This is a genomic window from Microbacterium halophytorum, assembly GCF_002970975.1.
Classification (GTDB): domain Bacteria; phylum Actinomycetota; class Actinomycetes; order Actinomycetales; family Microbacteriaceae; genus Microbacterium; species Microbacterium halophytorum.
The window spans coordinates 15,718-40,747 of record NZ_KZ672982.1 but is presented as its reverse complement, the minus strand read 5'-3'; the positions used below and the strand labels follow the sequence as shown (position 1 = coordinate 40,747).

The following is a 25,030-nucleotide window of genomic DNA, read 5'->3' as shown; positions in this document are numbered from 1 at the left end:
CACAGGGGGGGCGGAAGAGCCCCGCCTCGGCGAGCCAGGGCAGCGTCGTCGTGAGCCTGATGGGCACGAGCTCACAGGCGTCCAGTACAACGGCCGGTCGTGTCAGCGAGTGCTGTTGGGCGCGTCGGCGGGCAGGACGACGAATTTCCATTGCCGCGCCGATCCTGTCCGCTTGTGCCGTTGTCGGCGTATCACGTCGGAGACGTCGACAACGGCACGAATACAGCGTCCGGATGCACCGAACCCCGGCCGCGGGACGCGGCCGGGGTTCGGTGAGGTGCTGCGCGGCGGATCAGACCAGCGAGCGGAGCACGTACTGCAGGATGCCGCCGTTGCGGTAGTAGTCGGCCTCACCGGGGGTGTCGATGCGGACGACCGCGTCGAACTCGACCGTCTGCTTGCCGGCCGGCGAGTGCTCGGTCGGCTCCGCGACGACGTGCACCGTCTTGGGCGTCACACCCTCGTTGAGCTGCTCGAGGCCCGTGATCGAGAACGACTCGGTGCCGTCCAGGCCGAGCGAGTCGGCCGACTCACCCGCCGGGAACTGCAGGGGGACGACGCCCATGCCGATGAGGTTCGAGCGGTGGATGCGCTCGAAGCTCTCGGTGATGACGGCGCCGACGCCCAGGAGGCGCGTGCCCTTGGCCGCCCAGTCGCGCGACGAGCCGGAGCCGTACTCCTTGCCGCCGAGGACGACGAGCGGGGTGCCCGCCGCCTGGTAGTTCTGCGAGGCGTCGTAGATGAACGACTGCGGTGCGCCCGGCTGCGTGAAGTCGCGGGTGTAGCCGCCCTCCACGCCGTCGAGCAGCTGGTTGCGCAGGCGGATGTTCGCGAACGTGCCGCGGATCATCACCTCGTGGTTGCCGCGGCGCGAGCCGTAGGAGTTGAAGTCCTTGCGCTCGATGCCGTGGTCGCCCAGGTACTTGCCCGCGGGCGTGTCCGCCTTGATCGCGCCGGCCGGCGAGATGTGGTCGGTCGTGACGGAGTCGCCGAGCTTCGCGAGCACGCGTGCGCCCGTGATGTCCTTCACCGGCGTCAGCTCGAGCTGCATGCCGTCGAAGTACGGGGGCTTGCGGACGTAGGTCGACTCCTCCGCCCACTCGAAGGTCGAACCCTCGGGCGTCGGCAGGCTCGTCCAGCGCTCGTCGCCGTCGAACACGGTGGCGTACTGCGTGATGAACTGGTCGCGCGAGATCGACGAGTCGATGATGTCCTGGATCTCGCCGGGCTCGGGCCAGATGTCCTTCAGGAAGACCTCGTTGCCGTCCGCGTCCTTGCCGAGCGCGTCGGTGTCGAAGTCGAAGTGCATCGAGCCCGCGAGCGCGTACGCGACGACGAGCGGCGGCGACGCCAGGTAGTTCATCTTGACGTCGGGGCTGATGCGGCCCTCGAAGTTGCGGTTGCCCGACAGGACGGCCGTGACGGCCAGGTCGTTGTCGTTGATGGCGGCCGAGACCTCGGGGATCATCGGGCCCGAGTTGCCGATGCAGATCGTGCAGCCGTAGCCGACGGTGTAGAAGCCGAGGCCCTCGAGGTCCTTGTCGAGGCCCGACTTCTCGTAGTAGTCGGTGACGACCTTCGAGCCGGGGCCGAGCGTGGTCTTGACCCACGGCTTCGACTTCAGGCCCTTCTCGCGCGCCTTGCGGGCCAGGAGGCCGGCGGCGATCATGACCGACGGGTTCGAGGTGTTGGTGCACGACGTGATCGCCGCGAGCGCCACCGCGCCGTGGTCGAGTGTGTACTTCGCATCGGCCGTCTCGACGTGCGCCGGGTTGGTGACCGAGCGCGGCGTGCGCGCCTTGTTCTCGAACGAGGCGTGGGTCGAGTCCTCCGCCGTGACGGCCGAGGGGTCGGAGGCCGGGAACGACTCGTCGCCCGCCTCGTCGACGATGTCCGTCGGTGCCGACGCGTAGTTCAGGAGGTCCTTGTCGAACTGGTCCTTCGCGTCCGAGAGCAGGATGCGGTCCTGCGGGCGCTTCGGGCCGGCGATCGACGGCACGACCGTCGACAGGTCGAGCTCGAGGTACTCGCTGTACTCCGCCTCGCGCGACGGGTCGTGCCAGAGGCCCTGCTCCTTCGCGTACTTCTCGACGAGCTCGACGGCCTGCTCCTCGCGGCCCGTGAGCCGCAGGTAGTCGAGGGTCACGTCGTCGACGGGGAAGATCGCGGCAGTCGAGCCGAACTCCGGCGACATGTTGCCGATCGTGGCGCGGTTGGCGAGCGGCACCGAGCCGACGCCCTCGCCGTAGAACTCCACGAACTTCCCGACGACGCCGTGCTGGCGCAGCATGTCGGTGATCGTGAGCACGACGTCCGTCGCGGTCACGCCGGCGGGGATGTCGCCCGTGAGCTTGAAGCCGACGACGCGCGGGATGAGCATCGACACGGGCTGGCCGAGCATCGCGGCCTCGGCCTCGATGCCGCCGACGCCCCAGCCGAGGACGCCGAGGCCGTTGACCATGGTGGTGTGCGAGTCGGTGCCGACGCAGGTGTCGGGGTAGGCCCGCAGAACGCCGTTCGCGGGGCGGTCGTAGATGACCTTCGCGAGGTGCTCGATGTTGACCTGGTGCACGATGCCGGTGCCGGGGGGCACGACCTTGAAGTCGTCGAAGGCCGTCTGGCCCCAGCGCAGGAACTGGTAGCGCTCGCCGTTGCGCTCGTACTCGATCTCGACGTTGCGCTCGAGCGCGTCCTCGCGGCCGAACAGGTCGGCGATGACCGAGTGGTCGATGACCATCTCGGCGGGCGAGAGCGGGTTGATCTTGTTCGGGTCGCCGCCCAGTGCGGTGACGGCCTCGCGCATGGTCGCGAGGTCGACGATGCAGGGCACGCCCGTGAAGTCCTGCATGACGACGCGCGCCGGCGTGAACTGGATCTCGGTGTTCGGCTCGGAGGACGGGTCCCAGTTGCCCAGGGCCGTGATCTGCTCCTTGGTGACGTTGGCGCCGTCCTCCGTGCGGAGCAGGTTCTCGAGCAGAACCTTGAGGCTGTAGGGCAGCTTCTGCTGGCCCTCAACCGCATCGAGTCGATAGATCTCGTAGTCGGTGCTGCCGACCGTCAGGGTGCTCTTGGCACCGAAGCTGTTCACCGTGGACACCGGTTCGTCTCCTTCGGAATTGACCGCGGACTCTGCCACACATCCTGCTCCTCTTGCCGCCGTGCGGCTAGCAAGGGAGGCCTAACTCTGGTGGGGCCCGGGGCGTCCGGTCATGGGGGCAATTTATCTTGACGTCAAGATAAATCTATTATGCCTGATCCGCGGTGCCGTCCGCTCCATCCGGCTCCGCGCGCCGCGGATACAGGCGGCGCGCGGCGAGCCAGGTGACGGCGAGGAGCGACGCGAACAGTGGGATGCCCATCACGAGCTTCACCGTGCCGAGCGTCGCGATGTCCTCGGCGAAGTAGAACGGCAGCTGCACGCCGAGCCGCAGGAAGAAGAGCGCGGCCCACGCGGCGGAGAGCCAGCCGAACGTGCGGCGCTTCCTGCGGTCCTGCCGCCAGGCGACGCCTTCGCCCATGAGGAAGCCGGCGATGAGGCCGATGATCGGCCAGCGGACGATCGCCGACACGAGGAACGCCGAGCCGTACAGGATGTTCGTCGCGAAGCCGATGACGAACTGGTCCTCCGCGCGCCCCGTCAGCAGCGGCAGCCCGGCCGCGATCGCGGCGACGAGCAGACCGGACAGGGCAGCCACCGGCGGCGACTTGGTCGCGAGCCGGATGATCGTGAACACAGCGGCGGCCCCGACCGAGATGCCCAGCGACAGCAGGAGCTCGCCCGTGACCGTGTACGCCACGACGAAGCCGACCAGGGGCAGCACCGACTCCGCGACTCCGCGCCATCCGCCGATGACGCTCCACACGACGCGCGCCGTCGATTCGTCGGCGTCGGGGTCGATGCCGGCGCGTCGGGCGGCGCCGCCGAGCGCCCTTCCGAAGATCTCCGGGGCGCTCTGATCATCGGCGGGCGGCGGCGTCAGCGGCGTCGCCTCGCCTCGCCGCTCGTCGTCCGCATCCGGGGTCGTCACGCGCCGCCCGGCGATGCCGGGACCTTGAGCGGGATCAGGTCACGGGGAGGCATCGGGTTCTGGCCGCGCACCACGACGAGCGAGCGGAAGAGGTCTTCGACCTGCGCGGCGGCGCCCGGCTCGCCGGCGGCACGGCCGCCGATCACGCCGCGCAGGAACCAGCGCGGCCCGTCGACGCCGACGAAGCGCGCCAGGCGCATCGTCTGCTTGCCCGACTCGTCAGCCGTCGGCACCTCGGCCAGCAGCTCCGCACCGAGCGGCCCATCGCGCTCCTCGACGCGACCGCCCTGGCCGCTGACCTGGTCGCGCAGCTGGGCCCGCGTCTCGTCCCACAGCCCCGACGAGCGCGGCGCGGCGAACGGCTGCACCTGCAGCGTGGAATCGGCGTAGTCGAGGCCGACGGCGACGATGCGCTTCGTCTTCTCCTCGACCTCGAGTCGGAGGTTGAGGCCCTCGCGCGGCAGCACCTTCAGGCCGCCCAGGTCGATGTAGGGGCGCACGGGGTTCGCCTCCGAGGCATCGAACGGCCCCGCCTCCGCGCGGTCCTGCGGCGCCGACTTGGCCGGCGGCGCGTCGTCGACGGCCTCGTCGGGCTCCGCGACCTGGTCGCCGGGGGTCTCGTTCGTCGTCTCGTCGCTCACTTGCTCTGCGTCTCCTCGTTGGATACGGCGGTCTCGCCCGCCTGATAGCCGGTCGAACCGAATCCGCCCTCGCCGCGCGCGCTGTCCGGCAGCTCGTCGACCGGCACGAACACGGCCTGCTGCACGGGCATCACGATCAGCTGCGCGATCCGGTCGCCGACGGCAACATCGTACGCCTCGCGGCTATCCGTGTTCAGAAGGGCGACCCGGATCTCCCCGCGGTAGCCGGCGTCGATCGTGCCCGGCGCATTGACGATGGTGATCCCGTGCTTCGCGGCCAGGCCGCTGCGCGGCACCACGAAGGCCGCGTGCCCGTCCGGCAGGGCGATGCGGACGCCCGTGCCGACGAGAGCGCGCTCGCCGGGCTCGAGCCGCACGGCCTCGGCGGCCACGAGGTCGGCACCGGCGTCGCCTGCGTGGGCGTACCGCGGAGCGGACGATGCGACAATGGGCACGTTCACGGGTTCAGTCACGCATCGAGAGTACTAGCTATGCCGCAACAGGCCGCCACCGTCCGCCCCGCATACTCCGAGCGGCTCGCGCCGTCCCTCTGGCTCATCGTCGCCGCCGTCGTCGTGGCACCGATGGCGTCTCTCGTGTTCATCCGGATGAACGAGGTCGCGGCCCTCGCGATCGGGTTCGCCGTGGCGCTCGCGGTCGTCGCCGGACTCATCGCCCTCGCTCCGCGGATCACGATCGAAGGATCGGAGCTCCGCGCGGGGCGCGCCCGCATCGACGTCGCGCTCCTCGGCGCCCCCGTCGCGCTCGAGGAGGAGGAGGCGCGCGCCGCGCGGGGCCCCGGCCTCGACGCGAACGGCTGGCACCTCATCCGCGGCGGCATCGACGGGGTCGTCGTCGTGCCGGTCATCGACGCCGACGACCCCACGACGGCATGGACGATCTCGACGCGCACACCGCAGCGGCTCGCCGCCGTGATCGAGCACGCGCAGCGGCGCTGACGCGCGGGTACGACATCGGCCCGGCCGCCTCTCGGGCGGGCCGGGCCGAAGCAGTTCGGATCAGGCGCAGTCCTTGCAGTACGGGCCGTTCGCGTCGGAGCCGGCCAGCTGCGAGCGGTGCTTCACGAGGAAGCACTGCATGCAGGTGAACTCGTCGTCCTGCGCGGGCAGGACCACGACGTCGAGCTCGACGTTCGAGAGGTCGGCACCGCCGAGCTCGAAACCGGGGTTGTCCGAGTCATCGGATTCCGCGTTGCCCGGCTGGGGGTTGTTCCGCGCGGCCTTCAGTGCTTCGATCGACTCGTTGTTGTCGTCTTCAGACTTGCGCGGGGCGTCGTAGTCGGTTGCCATCTCGGGGCGTCACACTTCTTTCATCGTGGCTGGAGGGCCCCTCATCACGATGAGGAGCGGCGATAGTTTGCACGAGTGCGCGTCGTTTCGCAAATGCGGGCGGTCGGCCCGGCGCGTTCGCTCGCGTCCAGCGATGAAACTCGCGGCGCGCCCAGTGTATTCCTGGCACCGGCGCGCGCACGTGGAACCATGGCGGCAGACCGCAACCGCGGAGGGAGCACAGCATGGAACAGCTCACGATCATCGGATCGGAGGACGGCCGCCTCATCCTGGCCGACGAGTCGGGCCAGCGGTTCGCGCTGGCCGTCGACGACGTCCTGCGCTCCGAGGTCCGCTCCAACGGGCGGGAGCAGAAGCCGGCACCCGTGCTGAGCGCGAGCCCGCGCGACATCCAGGCGCGCATCCGAGCGGGCCTGTCGGCCGAGGAGACCGCGGAACTGCTCTCGGTCGACATCGACGTCGTGCGCAAGTTCGAGACGCCGGTGATCGCCGAGCGCGAGCACATCGTCGACCGCGCGCTCGCCGTGCCCGTCGTGATCGGCAGCGAGTTCGACCCGGAGGAGAACCCGACGTTCGGCACGGCACTGCGCGCCAAGCTCGCCGACCTCGGGGCGACCGGCGAGCGGTGGACCAGCTGGAAGGACGATTCCGGCTGGACCGTGAAGCTCGAGTTCACGGCGAACGAGGTCGAGCACGACGCCCGCTGGCAGTTCGAACCGCGCCGCAGCGCTCTCGCGCCGGCGAACGGCGACGCCACCCAGCTCTCTCGCCAGGGCCCCCTCCCTGAGGGGCTCATCCCCCGCCTGCGCGCCGTCGACGCAGACCCCGCGACGCCGCGCGGCGCCTCGGCCGCGGCGTCCCCGCGGCCCGAGCGCCCCTCGGCGCCGGCCGCTCCGGCGGACGAGCCGAGCGCCGACACCGTCGACCTGCTCGAAGCGCTGCGGCGCAAGCGCGGGCAGCGGGAGGCCGCCCCCGCCACGGAGCTCGATGAGAGCACCGCCCGCCACCCCGCCAAGGGCAGGCCGACGGCACCCGTCTCGCTCTTCGACCTGGTGCGGGCCGACGAGCCAGCGGGCGACGAGGGTTCGCCCTCCCCCGTCGGGGCCTCACATCACCTGAATGCCGCGGAGCGCCCGACCGGCGGCGCCGAGCGCGAGGAATCGGCGCATGCCGGGCCCGTCGCCGAGCCGGCACCCGACGAGGGCGACGAGCGCCAGGACGCCCAGCGCAAGCAGGAGTCCTCGAAGCGGCGCGGCCGGCGAGCCGCACTGCCGTCGTGGGACGACATCGTCTTCGGCGCCCGCGGCGACGACTGACGCCCCGTCTCGCCGCCCGCGCCGCGCCGAGCCGAAATCCCCTGTTCTCGAGCAGTTAACCTGCCGACCTCCGCGCGTGCCTAGGCTGGCGGCGACGCGGGCGGCTGCGCTCGCGGAGGAGGCCGCGTTCGGCCGCGACACGGGGAGCGTCCATGCCCGAGATCCTGCGCACGGCCGAGGCCGACAGCCGCACCGACGAACTGAGCAGGATGACCCCCGCGCAGTTCCGCGCCGCCCTGCTGCACCACCTGCGCGTCACGGTCGGCAAGTCGCCGACCGCTGCCTCGCGCGCCGATTGGCGCGTCGCGGTCAGCCGGACGATCCGCGACGCCGCCGCCGAGCCGTGGCTCGATTCCGCACGCCGGGCCCGCCAGGAGGATCGGAAGCGCGTCTATTACCTGTCGATGGAGTTCCTGCCCGGCCGCCTGCTCGAGGACACGGCGATCAACCTCGGCCTGCGCGACGCCGCGGAAGAGGCGCTCGCGGGGCTGGGCCAGAGCTTCGATCGCATCGCGGATGACGAGGCTGACCCCGCGCTCGGCAACGGCGGTCTCGGTCGCCTCGCCGCGTGCTACCTGGAATCGATGGCGACGCTCGCGTGCCCGGCGTTCGGCTACGGGCTGCGCTACGAGCGCGGCCTGTTCCGACAGGCCTTCGACAGCGGCAGGCAGGTCGAGCACCCCGAGAGCTGGCTCGACGCCGGCGACCCCTGGTCGTTCACCCGGGCGGAGACGGCCTACGAGGTCCGCTTCGGCGGCCACGTCGCCGACGGCGACGCGCCGATCTGGCATCCGGATGCGCGCATCGCGGCCGCGGCGCACGACACCCCGGTCGTCGGTTACGGCGGGCACTGGGCGAACACCCTGCGCCTGTGGGCGGCGCTCCCGGATGCGGCGCTGTTCGACCTCGGCCGGTTCAATGCGGGCGACTTCACGGGAGCGGCCGACCCGGAGACCTGGGCGCGGACCCTGACGAGGGTCCTCTACCCTACGGACGAGACCGACGCCGGCAAGTACCTGCGGCTCTCCCAGGAGTACTTCCTGACCTCCGCCTCCGTGCAGGACGTCGTCGCCCGCTTCCTGCGCTCGCACCGCAACCTGCGCCGCCTCCCCGAGCACGTCGCGATCCAGATGAACGACACGCACCCCGCGATCGCCGGGCCCGAGCTCATCCGGATCCTGACGGACGACCACGGGTTCGAGCAGGACGCCGCGGCCGACCTCGCCACGAAGGTGCTCGGATACACCAACCACACCCTGCTGCCCGAGGCCCTGGAGCGCTGGCCCGTCGATCTGATGCGCGCCCTGCTGCCGCGCCACCTGCAGATCATCGAGCGCCTCGACCGCCGCCAGGTCGAGGTGCACGGCGACCGCGCCGCGGGCCTCGGCCTGATCGAGCACGACCACGTGAAGATGGGCGATCTCGCCTTCGCCACGAGCCATCGCGTCAACGGCGTCTCGGCCCTGCACACCGACCTCGTGCGCCAGAACCTGTTCCCCGCGCGCGAGGCCCTCTCTCCCGGCCGCATCGTCAACGTCACCAACGGCATCACGCCCCGCCGCTGGCTGAAGCTCGCGAACCGGCCGCTCGCGGCGCTCGTGACGGACACGATCGGCTCCGGCTGGGAGACCGACCTGGACCGCCTCGCCGAGCTCGAGGACCACGCGTCGGACCCGGCGTTCCTCGACGCGTTCGGCGAGACCAAGCTGCGGGCGAAGCAGCGGCTCGCGGCGTGGCTCTCCGACGAGCACGGCATCGACGTGCCGCTGCACGCGCTGTTCGACGTGCAGGTCAAGCGCATCCACGAGTACAAGCGACAGCTGATGAACATCCTGTGGACCATCGCACGCTGGCAGAGCATCAAGGCCGACCCCGGCGCCGGATGGGTGCCGCGCGTCAAGGTCTTCGGCGGCAAGGCGGCGCCGAGCTACGCGGCGGCGAAGGACATCATCCGCCTCATCAACGACGTCGCCGCCGTCGTGAACGCCGACCCCGCGACGGCGGACGCGCTGCGCGTCGTGTTCCCCTCGAACTACAACGTGTCGATGGCCGAGCACCTCATCCCGGCCGCCGACCTGTCGGAGCAGATCTCGACGGCGGGCATGGAGGCATCGGGGACCGGCAACATGAAGTTCGCGCTCAACGGGGCCCTCACGATCGGCACCCTCGACGGCGCCAACGTCGAGATCCGGGAGCGCGTCGGCACGGACAACTTCTTCCTGTTCGGCCTCACGGCCGACGAGGTGGCCGCGAGGCGCGCGCAGCCGGAGCACGCGCGCCGGTCGATCGAGGGCAGCGAGACCCTCCGCGGCGTGCTGCAGGCGATCGCGGACGGCGTGTTCAGCCCGGACGAGCCCGGCCGGTACGGCGGCCTGGTCGACCAGCTCTGGAACCACGACTGGTTCCTCGTCGCGAGCGACTTCGACGCGTACGACGCCGCCCAGGGCGCCGTGGACGCCGCGTACCTCGACCCGCACCGCTGGCAGCGGATGGCCGCCCTGAACACGGCGCGCATCGGCTACTTCAGCTCCGACCGCGCGATCAGGGAGTACATGAGCGAGATCTGGGACGTGACCCCCGCGCTGTGACCGCCCGTTCCCCCCGTCGGAGACGGAATCGATGAAGGACGCCGATGGCTCATAGCGAACCCGCCCACCTGCCCGCCGCGACGACGGCCGCCCTCCTCGCGTGCGGCGCGCACCCCGACCCCTTCTCGGTCCTCGGACCGGTCGACGAGGGGCGCGGCGTCGTCGCCCATATCCCGGGCGCCGTGCGGGTCTGGGCGGTCAACGACACGGATGAGGTCGAGCTGGTCCGGCATCCGGACGAGCCCGCCGTGTTCGCGGGGCCATCGCTGCCGTTCTACCGACTGCGCGTGGAATGGCCTGGTGGCGTCACCGCCGAGCGGGAGGACCCGTACCGGTTCGGGCCCGTGCTCGGCGAGGTCGACGAGCACCTGTTCGCCGAGGGCACCCACAGGCGCCTGTGGGACGCGCTCGGGGCGCACCTGATCCGCCACGACGGGATCGAGGGCGTGCACTTCGCCGTCTGGGCGCCGAACGCCTCGCGCGTCTCGGTCGTCGGCGACTTCTGCGCGTGGAACCCCGCCGAGCTGCCGATGCGCACCCGCGGCTCCACCGGCGTGTGGGAGCTGTTCGTGCCCGGCGTCGCGGAGGGCGCCTCGTACAAGTACGACGTGCGCGACGCGGGCGGCGGAGCGCTGCCGCAGAAGGCCGACCCCGTCGGCTTCGGCGCCGAGCACCCGCCGGCGACGGCATCGGTCGTGCGCCGGCTGGCCCCGCGCGCGCACCGCGGCGCCGATCGCCGCGCGGCGCGCATCCGGATGAACGCAGCGGACGCCCCGATCAGCGTGTACGAGGTGCACCTCGGGTCGTGGCGGCGCGCCGACGGGCACCGCCCGCTCTCGTACCGCGAGCTCGCCGAGGAGCTGGTCGGCTACGCCGCCGACCTCGGGTTCACCCACATCGAGGTGATGCCCATCAGCGAGCACCCGTTCGACGGGTCGTGGGGGTACCAACCGGTCGGGCTGTTCGCACCGACCATCCGGTACGGAACCCCGGAGGAGTTCGCCGCCTTCGTCGACGCAGCGCACGACCGTGGGCTCGGCGTCATCGCCGATTGGGTGCCGGCGCACTTCCCCACGGATGCGCACGGGCTCGGCCGCTTCGACGGCACGGCGCTCTACGAGCACCTCGACCCGAAAGAGGGCTTCCACCCCGATTGGAACACCCTCATCTACAACTTCGGCCGCCCCGAGGTCCGCTCGTTCCTCGTCGCCAATGCCCTGTACTGGCTCGACGAGTTCCACCTCGACGGCCTGCGGGTCGACGCCGTCGCCTCGATGCTCTATCGCGACTACTCGCGCTCCGAAGGCGAATGGATCCCCAACAGCGACGGCGGCAGGGAGAACTACGAGGCGATCGCGTTCCTGACCGAGGTCAATGCCGCCGTCCGCGACGCCGCGCCCGGCGCCGCCATGATCGCGGAGGAGTCGACGGCGTTCCCCTCTGTGACCCGAACGGCCGACCACGGCGGCCTCGGCTTCGCGTTCAAGTGGAACCTCGGCTGGATGAACGACTCGCTGACGTACTTCGGCAAAGACCCCGTCTACCGCCGGCACCACCACGACCAGCTCACGTTCGGCCTCACGTACGCGTTCAGCGAGCGCTTCGTGCTGCCGATCAGCCACGACGAGGTCGTGCACGGCAAGGGCTCGCTGTACGGCCGGATGCCGGGGAGCCACGCCGACAAGCTGGGCGGCCTGAAGGCCTTCTACGGCTACATGTGGGGCTTCCCCGGCAAGAAGCTGCTCTTCATGGGCCAGGAGTTCGGCCAACCTGCGGAGTGGGACCACTCGGGCGAGCTCGACTGGGGCGCGCTGCGGGATCCGGGTCACGCCGGGGTGCAGTCCCTCGTGCGCGACCTGAACCGTCTCTACCGCGCCGAGCCGGCCCTGCACCGGTACGACGCCGAGCCGCGCGGCTTCCAGTGGCTGCTCGTCGACGCCGTCGACGAGCAGGTGTTCGCCTGGCTGCGTCGGGGCGCGCCCGGCGAGAAGCACGTCGTCGTCGTGCTCAACCTCACGCCCGTCGAGCGCCGCGGATTCCGGGTCGGCTTCCCCGTTCCCGGCCGCTGGCGCGAGGCCCTGAACACGGATTCCCGCCTGTACGGCGGCGCGGATCGCGGCCACGGCGGCGCCATCGAGACCGAGCCCGTTCCCGTGGGCACCGAGCAGCAGTCCGCACTGCTGACCCTGCCGCCCCTGTCTGCCATCTACTTCGTGGAGGAATGATGTTGTCCAAAACAGCGCAGCCGGGCGCACCGACCAGGCTGACGAATCAGACGATGGCGTTCGTGCTCGCCGGCGGCCGCGGCAGCAGGCTCAAGGAGCTCACGGACCGCAGGGCGAAACCCGCCGTGCACGTCGGCGGCAACATGCGGATCATCGACTTCCCCCTGTCGAACGCGCTCAACTCGGGCATCCGGAAGATGGCCGTCGCCACGCAGTACAAGGCCCACTCGCTGATCCGGCACATGCAGAGGGGCTGGGGCTTCCTCCGCGCCGAGCGCAACGAGTACCTCGACATCCTGCCGGCCAGCCAGCGCGTCGCCGAGCACAAGTGGTACCTCGGCACCGCGGACGCCGTCACGCAGAACATCGACATCGTCGACGACTACGGCGTGAAGTACGTCATCGTGCTCGCCGGCGACCACGTCTACAAGATGGACTACGAGGTGATGCTGCGGCAGCACGTCGAAACGGGCGCCGACGTCACGGTCGGCTGCCTCACCGTCCCGCGCGAGGAGGCGAGCGCGTTCGGCGTGATGCACACCGACGCGGCCGGACGCATCGTCGAGTTCCTCGAGAAGCCGGCGGATCCTCCCGGCACGCAGGACGACCCGAGCGTCGCGCTGGCGTCGATGGGCATCTACGTCTTCGACTGGGCGTTCCTCCGCGACCGCCTCATCGCCGACTCCGAGGACCCGGAATCCGGCCACGACTTCGGCAACGACATCATCCCCGCCCTCGTCGAGCAGGGCAGGGCGCACGCGCATCGGTTCAGCGAGTCGTGCGTGATGACGGGCCTTGAGACGGAGCCGTACTGGCGCGACGTCGGGACGATCGATGCCTTCTGGCAGGCGAACATCGACCTCACCGAGTTCGTGCCGCCGCTCGACCTGTATGAGAACGACTGGCCGATCTGGACGTACGCGGAGCAGCTGCCGCCGGCGAAGTTCATCCACGACGACGAGGGGCGCCGCGGCCAGGCGATCCAGTCGCTGATCTCGGGCGACACGATCATCTCGGGCTCCGACGTGCACAACTCGCTGCTGTTCACGGGCAATCGCGTGCACTCGTACTCGACCCTCGATCACGTCGTCGCGCTCCCGCACGTCGACGTCGGGCGGAACGCGCGCCTCGCCCGTTGCGTCGTCGACAGCCGCGTGCACATCCCGGAGGGCCTCGTCGTCGGCGAGGACGCCGAGGAGGACGCCCGTTGGTTCCGCCGCACCGACGCAGGGATCACCCTCATCACGCAGGACATGCTCGACCGCCGTGCGGCCGAGCTCGGATAGGTCGGGCCCCATGGCCGCCGCATCCGCTCGCCGCCGTGTCCTGTCCGTCGCGTCGGAGTGCACTCCGCTCGCCAAGACCGGAGGGCTCGCCGACGTGGTCGGCGCGCTGCCGGCGGCCCTCGCCCCGCACGGGTGGCGCTCGCGCGTGCTGATGCCCGCGTACCCGCACGTGCGCGAGCGGATCGGGCGGTCCAGGCGGCTGTGGCGCACCGACGACTTGTTCGGCGGTCCCGCCGCGGTCCGGTCGTGCTCCGTCGACGGCATCGACCTCCTACTCCTCGACGCACCCCACCTGTACGACCGCGCTGGCGGCCCGTACGGCGTCGACGGGCGCGACCACCCGGACAACCACGTGCGCTTCGCCGCCCTGAGCTGGGCCGCGGCCCGGATCGTGGTCGAGGGCCTCAGCGACAGGTGGCGCCCCGACGTCGTGCACGCCCACGACTGGCAGGCGGGGCTCGTGCCCTCCTACTTGAAGTACGCCGGCAGCGGTACCCCGACCGTGATGACGATCCACAACATCGCCTTCCAGGGCGTCTTCGCGCCCGACCAGCTCGACCGCCTGCGCCTCCCGACCTGGGACTTCCACCCCGACGCGCTCGAGTACCACGGCCTGGTCAGCGCGCTGAAGGCGGGCATGGTGCACGCGTCGCGCGTGACCACCGTGAGCCGCACGTACGCCGAGGAGCTGACGACGCCGCAGTTCGGGTTCGGGCTCGAGGGCGTCGTCGCGGCCCGGAGCGCGCGCGGGGAGATGGGCGGCATCGTGAACGGCATCGACACGGCGATCTGGGATCCCTCCGCCGACCCGCACGTCGCGGAGCCGTACTCCGCCGACGCGCCGGGGGCCAAGCAGGCGGCCCGCACGGCTCTCCTCCGCGAGTTCGGCCTGGGCGATCCGGACGGCCCGCTCGCCGTCGTCGTGACCAGGCTCACGCACCAGAAGGGCATCGATCTGCTGCTGGAGGCGATTCCCGGCTTCGTCGCCGAGGGCGGCGCCGTCGCCGTCCTCGGCTCAGGGGAAGCCGACTACGAGCACGGCCTGCGCGAGCTCGCGGGTCGCTTCCCCGGCTCGGTCGGCGTGCACATCGGCTACGACGAGCCGCTGAGCCACCGGATGTATGCCGGCGGCGACATGGTCGTGGTGCCATCGCGCTTCGAACCGTGCGGGCTCACTCAGCTGTACGGCCTGCGCTACGGCGCCGTGCCGCTGGTCGCCTCCACCGGCGGGCTGCGCGACACCGTCGCGGACGCGGACGCCGACGCCATCGCCAGCGGAACGGCGACGGGCTTCGTGCTCTCGCAGGCAACGGTGCAGGGCCTCGCAGAGGCGCTGGACCGCGCCCGCAGCCTCTACGCCGATCGCGCCGCGTGGCGGCGCGTGCGCGAACGGGGCATGCGTGCGGAGGTCGACTGGTCGGACTCCGGCCGGCAGTACGCCGAACTCTTCGCGGAGCTGGCGCGATGACCCCTGACCGGCCCCGGGTGACGCCGGGGCGCTCGTGGCCCCTCGGCGTCACACCGGACGAGGGCGGGGCGAACGTCGCCGTCTGGGCGCCGCACGCCGAGCGCGTCGAGCTGTGCCTCTTCGACGACGACGGCGCCGAGACCCGCGTGCCCCTCCCCTACAACGACGGCGGCATCTGGCACGCGAGCATCGCCGGCGTCGCGCCGCTCGCCCGCTACGGACTCCGCGTCTCGGGGCCCGCTTCGCACGTGGCCGCGGCGCACAACGAGCACAAGCTCCTCATCGACCCGTACGCGCGGGCGCTCGACACCCCCGCGCGCTGGCACCCCCGGATGGACGCGGTCGTCGACCTGCCGGTCGGGCACGACGTCGCCCCCGCCCGCGACGATCGCGACAGCGCCGACGTCGTCCCGAAGGGCATCGTGCTGCCCGGCCCGACGGGCCCCGACCCTGCCGCGAACCGGCCGCTCCACGACCGCGCCGACCTCGTCGTGTACGAGGCGCACGTCAAGGGTCTGTCGATGCGGCATCCGGGGGTTCCCGAGCACCTCCGCGGCACGTACGCGGGCGCTGGCCATTCCGCCGTCCTCGAGCACCTCGTCGCGCTCGGTGTGAACGCCGTCGAGTTCCTGCCGCTCCAGGCCTTCTTCGACGACCGCGGCGTCGTAGACCGGGGGCTCACGAACTACTGGGGCTATCAGCCCATCGCGTGGCACGCCCCCGAGCCCCGCTACGCCGCGGCCGACGCCGACGCCGAGCTGCGCGGCCTCGTGCACGCGCTGCACGAGGCGGGGATCGAGGTGATCGTCGACGTCGTCTACAACCACACGGGCGAGGGCGGCGAGGGCGGACCCGTGCTCAGCCTGCGGGGCCTGAACGAACCCGGCTACTACCGCATGCACCACGGCGCATACATCGACGACACGGGCACGGGGAACACCCTCGCCGCCGAGCGCCCGATGGTCCTGCGGCTGATCCTCGACAGCCTCCGCCACTGGGCGCGGCGGTACGGCGTCGACGGCTTCCGCTTCGACCTTGCCGCGGCCGTCGGCCGCGGCTCCGATGGCTTCGACCCCATGGCGGCCTTCTTCCAGGCGGTCAGGCAGGATCCGGAGCTCGCGGGGCTCCGGCTGATCGCCGAACCGTGGGACGTCGGGCCCGGCGGGTACCAGCTCGGCGCGTTCGGCCACCCGTGGTCGGAGTGGAACGACCGGTTCCGCGACGACGTGCGCCGCGCCTGGCGGGGAGACCCACTCGCGTTCGCGGCGCTGAGCAGGCGCGTCCTCGGCTCCGCCGAGACGTTCGACCACGGCCAGCGCGCGGCGACCGCCAGCATCAACTTCGTCACGGCGCACGACGGGTTCACGCTCGCCGACCTGGTCTCCCACTCCCGGCGCCACAACGACGCCAACGGGGAGGACGGGCGCGACGGACACGCCGAGAACTTCTCCGACGGGCTCGGCGTCGAGGGCGACACCGACGACCCCGACATCCTGGCGGCCCGCTCCCGACGGGCCAGGGCGATGCTCGGGACGCTGCTGGTCGCGCAGGGCGTGCCGATGCTGCTGGCGGGAGACGAGCTCGGCAACGGCCAGCGAGGCAACAACAACGCCTACGCCCAGGACAACGAGACCGGCTGGCTCGACTGGTCGGGGCTCGGCGGTGAGCTGCTGGACTTCGTCCGGTGCGCCGTCGCCGCCAGGCACCGCCTCCCCGTGCTGCGGCAGGAGACGTTCCTGCACGGCGGCACCCGCGCGGACGGGCGCCGCGACGTGGAGTGGGTGCGCGCGGACGGCGGCGCCGTCACGGACGACGACTGGCGGGACCCTGACTTCCGCACCGTCGTCGTCGTGCTCAGGGGCGCGGCGGACGATCCGCGCGGGGCGAGCCTTCCCGGAGCCGTCGCGATCCTGATCAACACGGGCGGCGACGTCGACGCGGTCGTGCCCGGGTCCGACTCCGGAGCACCCTGGCGGGTCGAGTTCGACACGGCGCGCCCCCAGAGCTTCGCCGCCGGTTCCGAGGCGGGCGCGCACGACCCGGCCGCGGGACCGTACCCGGTTCTGGCGCAGTCGGTCGTCCTGCTGTCCTGCGGCTGAGCCGGCCCGCGCCTCAGCGCGCGTACGCGCCGAGCCGGATGAGCGGAACCGTCATCTCCTCCGGCGTCACGGAGCCGTGCTGGCCGATCATGTTCTGCGCCTGCTTGTTCGCCAGGCGATCGTCGTAGAACGCCCAGAGACCGCGCGCGGCGACGAGGAGGTCGCCGATCCGATCGCGCACGTGCGGCGCGACCTCCGAACCGAAGAGGCCGCCCCCGATCGCCTCCTCGCGGGTCGCGACGTCCGCCGCGGCGCCCGACTCCTCGCGCCACACGGATGCGGCGGCCGCCGAGTCGGCGCCCGGCTCGAGGTAGACGTGCAGCAGGCGCGGCTCGCCGCCGAGCGCGCGCACTCCGGCCAGGCGCGGGTCCCCGTCGCGCAGCAGCACGTGCCTGTGCCGCGGAACGTCGACCATGCCGTGGTCGCTCGTGACGATCGCGCCGATGCCGCTCGGGGCGTCGACGGCCGGCGCGAGCGCAGCGTCGATCAGCTCGAGGGCACCGCGCCACTCCGCCGAGTCGACGCCGTGCTTGTGGCCGGCCTGATCGAGCTCCGGCAGATAGCAGTATACGAAGGCGCCGTCGTTGCGGTCGGCTAGCGACAGCGCGACCCGCACGCGCTGGGCGGCGTCGTCCTCCCCGACGAACTCCGCGCCGCGCATGATGGCGCGCGTCAGCCCCTTCTCGGCGTACCTGCGGCGGCTCACGGCGAAGGGAGCGAGCCCCTCCGCGGCGGCTCGCTCGAACACCGTCGGCTCGCGCTGCCACGCCACGGGATCGAGGCCGTCCTTCTCGTAGCCGTCGATCTGCCCGACGACGCGGCCGCGGTCCGGGTCCATCACCCGGTAGCCGGCGAGGCCGTGGACCCCCGGCTCCGCACCGGTCAGCAGTGTCGTCAGTGCGGCGGCCGTCGTCGAGGGGAACACCGTGGCCGCGATGTCCTTCTTCGCCATGGCCCGCGACAGCACCCGGGCGTGGCCGGCGTGCTGCCGCAGCTGGATCGCGCCGAGCCCGTCGACGACGAACATGACGGCCCCTCGCGCGGCCGGGAGCCACGTGCCCGCGCCCCGCAGCGAGAGCAGGATCTCGGGCGAAATTCCGGCGAGGCTGCGGGCGTGCGGCGGGGCCCCGACTACGATCGATGACATCCGGATCAGTCTCCCACAGCGCCGCCCGAGCGCGGAGGCCGCCGGAGCCCCACGACACGGCCGCCGCCCGCTCGGCGCCGCCGCACTCAGAGAGAGGTCACGACCCCATGGCGCGGAAGCAGTCATCGCCCGCCGAACCGGTTGTCGAGCGCATCGAGGACATCGACCTCGAGGCCGAGATGCAGGGCTCGTACCTCGAGTACGCCTACTCCGTGATCTACTCGCGCGCCCTGCCCGATGCGCGCGACGGCCTGAAGCCCGTGCAGCGCCGCATCCTGTTCCAGATGGCGGAGATGGGCCTGCGCCCCGACCGCGGGCACGTCAAGAGCGCGCGCGTGGTCGGCGACGTGATGGGCAAGCTGCACCCGCACGGCGACAGCGCGATCTACGACGCCCTCGTGCGCCTCGCGCAGGACTTCGCGCTGCGCCTGCCGCTCGTCGACGGCCACGGCAACTTCGGCTCGCTCGATGACGGACCCGCCGCCGCGCGCTACACCGAGGCGCGGATGGCGCCGGCCGCGCTCGCCCTGACGGAGCACCTCGACGAGGATGTCGTCGACTTCGTGCCGAACTACGACGGCCAGTTCATGCAGCCGGACGTGCTGCCCGCCGCGTACCCCAACCTGCTCGTCAACGGCGCCAGCGGCATCGCGGTCGGCATGGCGACCAACATGGCCCCGCACAACCTCATCGAGGTGGTGGGCGCCGCGACGCACCTGCTCGAGAACCCCGAGGCCACGACCGCCGAGCTGATGGAGTTCGTGCCGGGCCCCGACTTCCCCTCCGGCGGGATCGTGATGGGCCTCGACGGCATCACCGACGCGTACGGGACCGGGCGCGGCGCCATCAAGGTGCGCGCGAAGGCCTCCATCGAGCAGATCGGCCCCCGGCGCACCGGCATCGTCGTGACGGAGCTGCCGTACATGGTCGGCCCCGAGCGCGTCATCGAGCGGATGAAGACGGCCGTGCAGTCGAAGAAGCTGCAGGGCATCGCCGACGTCAACGACTTCACGGACCGCACGAACGGGTTGCGGCTCGTCATCGGCGTGAAGACGGGGTTCGACCCGCAGGCCGTGCTCGAGCGCCTGTACCAGCTGACGCCGATGGAGGACTCGTTCTCCTTCAACAACGTCGCGCTCGTCGGCGGCCAGCCGCAGACGCTCGGCCTCAAGGAGATGCTGCGGGTCTACCTCGACCACCGCATCGAGGTCGTCACGCGCCGCAGCCGCTACCGCCTCAAGCGCCGGCAGGAGCGCCTGCACCTCGTGCGCGGCCTGCTCACGGCCATCCTCGACATCGACGAGGTGATCGAGGTCATCCGGTCGTCCGAGACGGCCGACCAGGCGCGCTCGCGCCTCTGCCAGGTGTTCGACCTCGACGAGGTGCAGGCCGAGTACATCCTCGAACTGCGCCTGCGCCGGCTGACCAAGTTCTCGCGCCTCGAGCTCGAAGCGGAGCGCGACAAGCTGCTCAGCGAGATCGCGGCGCTGGAGGAGCTGCTCGGCAGCGAGACGCTGCTGCGCGCCCAGGTCGCCCGAGAGCTGGAGGCCGTCGCCGAGGAGCACGGCACCCCGCGCCGCACGCTGCTGCTGAACGCGAAGCCCGCCGCGCCGAAGGCGAAGCGCGGCCAGGAGGTCGATCTGCAGATCGCCGACGGCCCGACGCTCGTCGCGCTGTCGACGACCGGTCGCGTCGTGCGCATCGACCTCGCCGACGGCCAGCAGGTCACGGTGCCGACCCGCCGCAGCAAGCACGACGCGATCCTCGCGACGGCGATGGGCACCGTCAGGGGCGAGCTCGGCGCGATCACGTCCCGCGGCAGGCTCATCCGGTTCTCCCCCGTCGACCTGCCCTCCGTTCCGCCGACGTCGGTGCAGCTCGGCGCCGGCGAGAAGCTGCGCGACTACATCGGGCTGGTCGACAAGTCGGAGACGGTGCTGACGATCGTTCCCCTCGGCTCCGACGCGCCGGTCGCGCTGGGCACGGCGCAGGGCGTCGTCAAGCGCATCGTGCCGAGCGCGCTCGCCGAGAAGCCGGAGATCGACGTGATCGGCCTGAAGCCGGGCGACCGCGTCGTCGGCGCCGCAGCGGCCCCCGACGGCACGGAGCTCGTGTTCGTGACGAACACCGCCCAACTGCTGCGGTTCGCGGCCGACAGCGTGCGCCCGCAAGGCGCGCCCGCAGGTGGAATGACGGGCATGAAGCTCGCGAGCGGCGCCGAGGCGATCTTCTTCGGGGCGACGACCGGCGCCGACACCGTGGTCGTGACGATCTCGGGCGACGCCACCGCGATCCCCGGGACGGAGGCCGGCAGGGCGAAGATCAGCGACTTCTCCGAGTTCCCGGCCAAGGGCCGTGCCACAGCGGGCGTGCGGGCGCACTCCCTCCTGAAGGGCGAGAGCGCGCTGTCGCTGGCGTGGGTCGGGCCCGACCCCGCGCACGCCGTCGACGCGACGGGCTCGGCGCGGAAGCTCCCGGAGACGCTCGCCCGCCGCGACGCCTCAGGGCAGCCGCTCGATGCCGTGATCGCATCGATCGGCCGCGCACTCGCCTGATCCATCTCTACATTTCTGGCACATCTCCGGTGGTAGTCCCACCCGGAGATGTGCCAGAAATGAAGAGTCAGGCGTCGATGGCGTCTCGGTCGAGGCGGTCGGCGCTCGACACGATGAACTCGCGGCGCGGCGCGACGTCGTTGCCCATCAGCATCTCGAACACCCGGCCAGCGGCCTCGGCATCCTCGACGCGCACGCGGCGCAGCAGGCGCCCGTCGCGCTGCATCGTGGTCTCCGCCAGCTGGTCGGCGTCCATCTCGCCCAGGCCCTTGTACCGCTGCACCGGCTCCTGCCACTTCTTGCCTGCCTTGGTCAGCTTCGTCAGGAGCTTGTGCAACTCGGCCTCGCTGTACGTGTAGATCGTCTCGTTCGGCTTCGAGCCGGGGTTGATCACGACGACGCGGTGCAGCGGCGGCACGGCCGAGAACACGCGGCCCGCCTCGATGAGGGGGCGCATGTAGCGGTAGAACAGCGTCAGCAGGAGCGTCCGGATGTGGGCGCCGTCGACGTCGGCATCGCTCATCATGATGACCTTGCCGTAGCGAGCGGCGTCCACGTCGAAGCTGCGGCCTGATCCGGCGCCGATCACCTGGATGATCGACGCGCACTCGGCATTCGAGAGCATGTCGCTGATCGACGCCTTCTGCACGTTCAGGATCTTGCCCCGGATGGGCAGGAGCGCCTGGAACTCGCTGTCGCGGGCGAGCTTGGCGGTGCCCAGAGCCGAGTCGCCCTCGACGATGAACAGCTCGGAGGAGTCGGTCTCCTTCGTGCGGCAGTCGACGAGCTTCGTCGGCAGCGTGGAGCTCTCCAGCGCGTTCTTGCGGCGCTGAGTCTCCTTGTGCGTGCGCGCGGAGATGCGCGCCTTCATCTCGGCGACGACCTTGTCGAGCAGCATCGAGACCTGGCTCTTGTCGTCGCGCTTGGTCGAGGCGAACATCGCCTTCATGTTCTCGCGCACGACCTTCGCCACGATCTGCTTGGCCGCAGGCGTGCCGAGCACCTCCTTGGTCTGGCCCTCGAACTGCGGCTCGGGGAGCTCGACCATGAGCACGGCGGTCAGGCCCGCGAGCACGTCGTCCTTGTCGAGCTTGTCGTTGCCGGCCTTCAACCGGCGCGCGTTCTTGTCGACCTCGGCGCGCATCTGCTTCAGCAGCTCCTGCTCGAAGCCCTGCTGATGCGTGCCGCCCTTGGGCGTCGCGATGATGTTCACGAACGAACGGGTCGTGGTGTCGTAGCCGGTGCCCCAGCGCAGCGCGATGTCGACGCGGCACTCGCGCTCGACCTCCGTCGAGCGCATCGACCCGTCGGCCTGCAGCGTCGGCACCGTCTCGGTGAACGAACCGGAGCCCTGGAAGCGCCACGTGTCGGTGACGGGTGCATCGGCTGCGAGATGGTCGACGAACTCCGAGATGCCGCCCTCGAACTTGTAGGATGTCTCGACCGGGGCCGCATCCGGATCGCGCTCATCGCGGATCGAGATCTCGAGGCCTGGCACGAGGAAGGCCGTCTGCCTGGCGCGCGTCATCAGCTCCTCGAGCTGGAACGCGGCGTCCCTCGTGAAGATCTGCCGGTCGGCCCAGTAGCGCACCCGCGTTCCCGAGACGCCCTTCTTGGCCTTGCCGATCACGCGCAGCTCGCTCGACTGCTCGAACGGGCGGAACACGGCGTCGGGGGTCTTCTCGCCGGAGTCGGCGAAGATGCCGGGCTCGCCCCGGTGGAAGCTCATGGCGTAGGTCTTGCCGGCGCGGTCGACCTCGACGTCGAGGCGCTCGCTGAGCGCGTTCACGACGGAGGCGCCGACGCCGTGCAGGCCGCCGGATGCGGCGTAGGAGCCGCCGCCGAACTTGCCACCCGCATGCAGCTTCGTGAAGACGACCTCGACGCCCGTCAGGCCCGTGCGCGGCTCGACGTCGACGGGGACGCCCCTGCCGCGGTCCTGCACCTCGACGCTGCCGTCGGAACGCAGGATGATGTCGATCCGGTCGCCGTTGCCGGCCACCGCCTCGTCGACGGAGTTGTCGATGACCTCCCACAAGCAATGCATGAGGCCCGGCGAGCCGTTCGAGCCGATGTACATGCCCGGTCGCTTGCGGACGGCCTCGAGCCCTTCGAGGACCTGCAGGTGGTGGGCGGAATACTCGGCAGTCACAAGCTACGACTCTACCCGCGTGCGGCGTTCGGGCCCGCTGGACACACAGTCGCGCTCGAGGCTCGCATTCCCCGCTTCGCGGTGAGCGAAACGCGCCGCCGAGCGGAGCCCTCCCCCAGCCGCGCGTGGTTACATGAATGCACACGGTTCACCGCATGAGGCAACCCGAGGAGGCCGACACCATGACTGCAGCAACCGCCGAAGCCCCCGTGACCCACCGCCTCACGGCGCTCGACCGCTGCGACGCCTGCGGCGCGCAGGCGTACATCGCCGCGACGGTCGGCGACAGCGAGCTCCTGTACTGCGCCCACCACGGTCGCAAGTTCGAGGAGAAGCTCCGCGCCGTGGCGACCGAGTGGCACGACGAGACCGACCGCCTGGAATCGGTGTCGGCCCTCTGACCCCGCGCTGAACGGACAATCACGCACGAACGCCCCGGATGATCCTCCGGGGCGTTCTCGTGCGTTCGCGCGAACGCCGCCTCAGACGTACTCGCGGCGGATGCGCGACGAGAGCCTGAGCAGGGGCTCCTCGCCGACCGTGTCGATCGCCTCGGCCTGATCGGTCGAGGTCGGCGCGCCATCGGCGCGCGCGCCGAAGATCGCGACCTCATCGCCGATGGCCGCGCCGGGCCAGGCGGCCACGCGGGAATCGAAGGGGCCGACGCTCTCGAGCGCGCGGCGGCCACCGGGGGCGGCGACGTCGACGCGACCGGCCCACGTCGAGAAGACGCCGTCGGCTGACCCGATGTCGACGGTCGCCGTGCCGCCGCCGACGGCGGTCACGGGCGCGGTCAGCGTTGCGACGGCCTCGAGCCCCTCGAGCTCGGGGCCGTCGGCCGAGCGCACGCCGTAGCAGAATGCGCCGATGCGCACGAGGTCGTACCGGAACTCCGGCCGGTGCCACGCCGCGGCGCTCGCGGCGAGGTGTCGCACCGCGGGCGCGAGCCCGACGGCCCGCGCCTGTGCCACGGCCCCGTCGAACACGGCGCGGGACGCGTCGTCCTCGTCGTCGCTCGCCTCTGCGATGTGGCTCCAGAGCCCCACGACCCTGATGTCGCCAGCCGCCTCCAGCTCCGCCGCGCGAGCGCACACCGACGGCCAGGCCTCGGGGCGGATGCCGTTCCGGTGCAGGCCCGTGTCGATCTTCAGGTGCACGGGCGCCGGCTCTCCGCCGCGGGCGGTCTCCGCGACCCGCTCGAGGTAGCCGGCATCGCCGACCCCCAGCTCGAGGCCGGCGGCGAGCATCTCCGCGACCTCGGCATCGGTCGCGGTCAGCCAGCTGAACACCCGGGCGGCATCCCCGGCGACGGCCTTCGCCCGCAGGGCGCTGGCGGGGTCGATCGCGCCGAACCACGTCGCACCGGCGTCGACGGCCGCGCGGACGATCGGCTCGACGCCGTGCCCGTAGGCGTCGTCCTTCACGACGACGAGCACGTCGGCGGGCGCCATGCGCTCGCGCACGGCCGCCACGTTCCTGCGGAACCGGGCCAGGTCGATGCGGAGCCTCGCTCCCGTCGTCATGCGATCGCCTCCCGTTCGACGCTGCGGCCGACGCAGGCGGCCAGCTCGAGCTCCGTCATGCCCGTCGCGGCGGCCCACGCCGCCAGCAGAGAAGGATCGCCCTCGCCGAACAGCACGCTCTCGTCACCCGGTTCGGCGCCGGCGCCCTCCAGGTCGACGACGTGGACGTCCATCGCGATGCGGCCGACGATGCGTCGCCTGGAGCCGTTCAGCAGGGTCTCCGCGTGCCCGCCGATCGCACGCACGAGGCCCTGCGCGTAGCCGCCGGCGACCAGGGCGATCGTCGTGTCCCGCTCGGCGCGGAACCGGTAGCCGTACGAGACGCCCTCGCCCGCGCGCAGCGGCTTCGTCGAGAGCACGGGCGCGGCGAGCGTCATCGCCGGGGTTCCGCGGCCGGCGAGCCCGTACACGGCGTCGAGCGGAGCCAGCGAACGGGCGCCCGCGGGGTCGTCGCCCTCGGAGTAGATGCGCACGCCGAGCTCGCGCGCCACTCCGGCGACGAGGTCGGCGCCGTGCCCGCAGGCGTCGCGGCGCAGGTCGATCGCGATGTCGGTGGTCCAGCGCAGGATGTCCTCGATGTTGCGGCGCAGCGCGCCGCGGGACACCCGCACGCGCGCCTCGCGCGTTCCCATGCCCCTGGCTGTTCGCTCCACGCTCATCCGCTCCACCCTAGCGCGCGGGCGCGTCGGCCG

18 protein-coding genes are annotated in these 25,030 nt (G+C 71.6%); 9 read left to right on the top strand and 9 right to left on the bottom strand.

The features are described from left to right. Positions 1-292 precede the first annotated feature (292 nt). From acnA to dut, 4 genes are all read right to left on the bottom strand, one after another. A complete protein-coding gene (gene acnA / locus C0010_RS00155) occupies positions 293-3,088 on the bottom strand; it encodes an aconitate hydratase AcnA (protein WP_408631063.1) in 2,796 nt (931 codons plus the stop codon). 157 nt (positions 3,089-3,245) lie between these two features. Then, positions 3,246-4,028 carry a DUF3159 domain-containing protein gene (locus tag C0010_RS00150; RefSeq protein ID WP_105565052.1) on the bottom strand — a complete coding sequence of 261 codons (783 nt, stop codon included), beginning with the start codon at positions 4,026-4,028 and terminating at the stop codon, positions 3,246-3,248. Further along, positions 4,025-4,669, bottom strand: a complete 645-nt coding sequence (locus C0010_RS00145; RefSeq protein WP_105565051.1) for a DUF3710 domain-containing protein — start codon at positions 4,667-4,669, stop codon at positions 4,025-4,027. The genes C0010_RS00150 and C0010_RS00145 overlap by 4 nt, the downstream gene beginning before the upstream one ends. Then, positions 4,666-5,142: a dUTP diphosphatase gene (dut, locus tag C0010_RS00140; protein WP_174150311.1), complete on the bottom strand. Its 477-nt coding sequence runs from the start codon at positions 5,140-5,142 to the stop codon at positions 4,666-4,668. Before dut ends, C0010_RS00145 begins: the two co-directional genes overlap by 4 nt. 18 nt (positions 5,143-5,160) lie before the next feature. On the opposite strand from dut, the gene C0010_RS00135 reads away from it, so the two are divergent. Next, complete coding sequence (locus C0010_RS00135; protein ID WP_105565049.1) at positions 5,161-5,628, top strand: DUF3093 family protein; 468 nt, start codon at positions 5,161-5,163, stop codon at positions 5,626-5,628. Between the two features lie 60 nt (positions 5,629-5,688). Here the strand turns inward: C0010_RS00135 and C0010_RS00130 are convergent, their stop codons facing one another. Further along, positions 5,689-5,979 (bottom strand): DUF4193 domain-containing protein, encoded by a 291-nt coding sequence (locus tag C0010_RS00130; protein ID WP_105565048.1) that lies wholly within the window; start codon positions 5,977-5,979, stop codon positions 5,689-5,691. A 224-nt stretch (positions 5,980-6,203) separates the two neighbouring features. Between C0010_RS00130 and sepH the strand changes: the two genes are divergently transcribed. The 6 genes from sepH (at position 6,204) to glgX (ending at position 16,961) form a co-directional block, all read left to right on the top strand. Beyond that, positions 6,204-7,295 (top strand): septation protein SepH, encoded by a 1,092-nt coding sequence (gene sepH / locus C0010_RS00125; RefSeq protein ID WP_105565047.1) that lies wholly within the window; start codon positions 6,204-6,206, stop codon positions 7,293-7,295. Between the two features lie 152 nt (positions 7,296-7,447). Beyond that, the gene (locus C0010_RS00120; RefSeq protein WP_105565046.1) at positions 7,448-9,883 is read left to right on the top strand and encodes a glycogen/starch/alpha-glucan phosphorylase; all 2,436 of its coding nucleotides are present in this window, start codon (positions 7,448-7,450) and stop codon (positions 9,881-9,883) included. 44 nt (positions 9,884-9,927) lie between these two features. Next, positions 9,928-12,108 (top strand): 1,4-alpha-glucan branching protein GlgB, encoded by a 2,181-nt coding sequence (gene glgB, locus C0010_RS00115; RefSeq protein WP_105565045.1) that lies wholly within the window; start codon positions 9,928-9,930, stop codon positions 12,106-12,108. Positions 12,109-12,110: 2 nt separating this feature from the next. Further along, positions 12,111-13,394: a glucose-1-phosphate adenylyltransferase gene (gene glgC, locus C0010_RS00110; protein ID WP_232531646.1), complete on the top strand. Its 1,284-nt coding sequence runs from the start codon at positions 12,111-12,113 to the stop codon at positions 13,392-13,394. Positions 13,395-13,404: 10 nt separating this feature from the next. Further along, positions 13,405-14,862 carry a glycogen synthase GlgA gene (gene glgA, locus C0010_RS00105; protein ID WP_105565043.1) on the top strand — a complete coding sequence of 486 codons (1,458 nt, stop codon included), beginning with the start codon at positions 13,405-13,407 and terminating at the stop codon, positions 14,860-14,862. Further along, on the top strand, positions 14,859-16,961 hold the full coding sequence (gene glgX / locus C0010_RS00100) for a glycogen debranching protein GlgX (protein ID WP_105565042.1): 2,103 nt from the start codon (positions 14,859-14,861) through the stop codon (positions 16,959-16,961). Before glgA ends, glgX begins: the two co-directional genes overlap by 4 nt. Before the next feature lie 13 nt (positions 16,962-16,974). Here glgX and C0010_RS00095 read toward each other — a convergent pair whose 3' ends face one another. Next, positions 16,975-18,108 carry an alkaline phosphatase family protein gene (locus tag C0010_RS00095; RefSeq protein WP_105565041.1) on the bottom strand — a complete coding sequence of 378 codons (1,134 nt, stop codon included), beginning with the start codon at positions 18,106-18,108 and terminating at the stop codon, positions 16,975-16,977. A gap of 107 nt (positions 18,109-18,215) precedes the next feature. On the opposite strand from C0010_RS00095, the gene C0010_RS00090 reads away from it, so the two are divergent. Continuing rightward, a complete protein-coding gene (locus C0010_RS00090) occupies positions 18,216-20,663 on the top strand; it encodes a DNA gyrase/topoisomerase IV subunit A (RefSeq protein ID WP_232531645.1) in 2,448 nt (815 codons plus the stop codon). A 67-nt stretch (positions 20,664-20,730) separates the two neighbouring features. Here the strand turns inward: C0010_RS00090 and C0010_RS00085 are convergent, their stop codons facing one another. Beyond that, complete coding sequence (locus C0010_RS00085; RefSeq protein WP_105565040.1) at positions 20,731-22,815, bottom strand: DNA gyrase/topoisomerase IV subunit B; 2,085 nt, start codon at positions 22,813-22,815, stop codon at positions 20,731-20,733. A 182-nt stretch (positions 22,816-22,997) separates the two neighbouring features. Between C0010_RS00085 and C0010_RS00080 the strand changes: the two genes are divergently transcribed. Beyond that, positions 22,998-23,216 (top strand): DUF7455 domain-containing protein, encoded by a 219-nt coding sequence (locus tag C0010_RS00080; protein ID WP_105565519.1) that lies wholly within the window; start codon positions 22,998-23,000, stop codon positions 23,214-23,216. Positions 23,217-23,297: 81 nt separating this feature from the next. Here C0010_RS00080 and C0010_RS00075 read toward each other — a convergent pair whose 3' ends face one another. Both C0010_RS00075 and C0010_RS00070 read right to left on the bottom strand, forming a co-directional pair. After that, positions 23,298-24,338 (bottom strand): alanine racemase, encoded by a 1,041-nt coding sequence (locus C0010_RS00075; protein ID WP_105565039.1) that lies wholly within the window; start codon positions 24,336-24,338, stop codon positions 23,298-23,300. Next, a complete protein-coding gene (locus C0010_RS00070) occupies positions 24,335-24,997 on the bottom strand; it encodes an alanine racemase C-terminal domain-containing protein (protein WP_232531644.1) in 663 nt (220 codons plus the stop codon). The genes C0010_RS00075 and C0010_RS00070 overlap by 4 nt, the downstream gene beginning before the upstream one ends. Positions 24,998-25,030 lie beyond the last annotated feature (33 nt).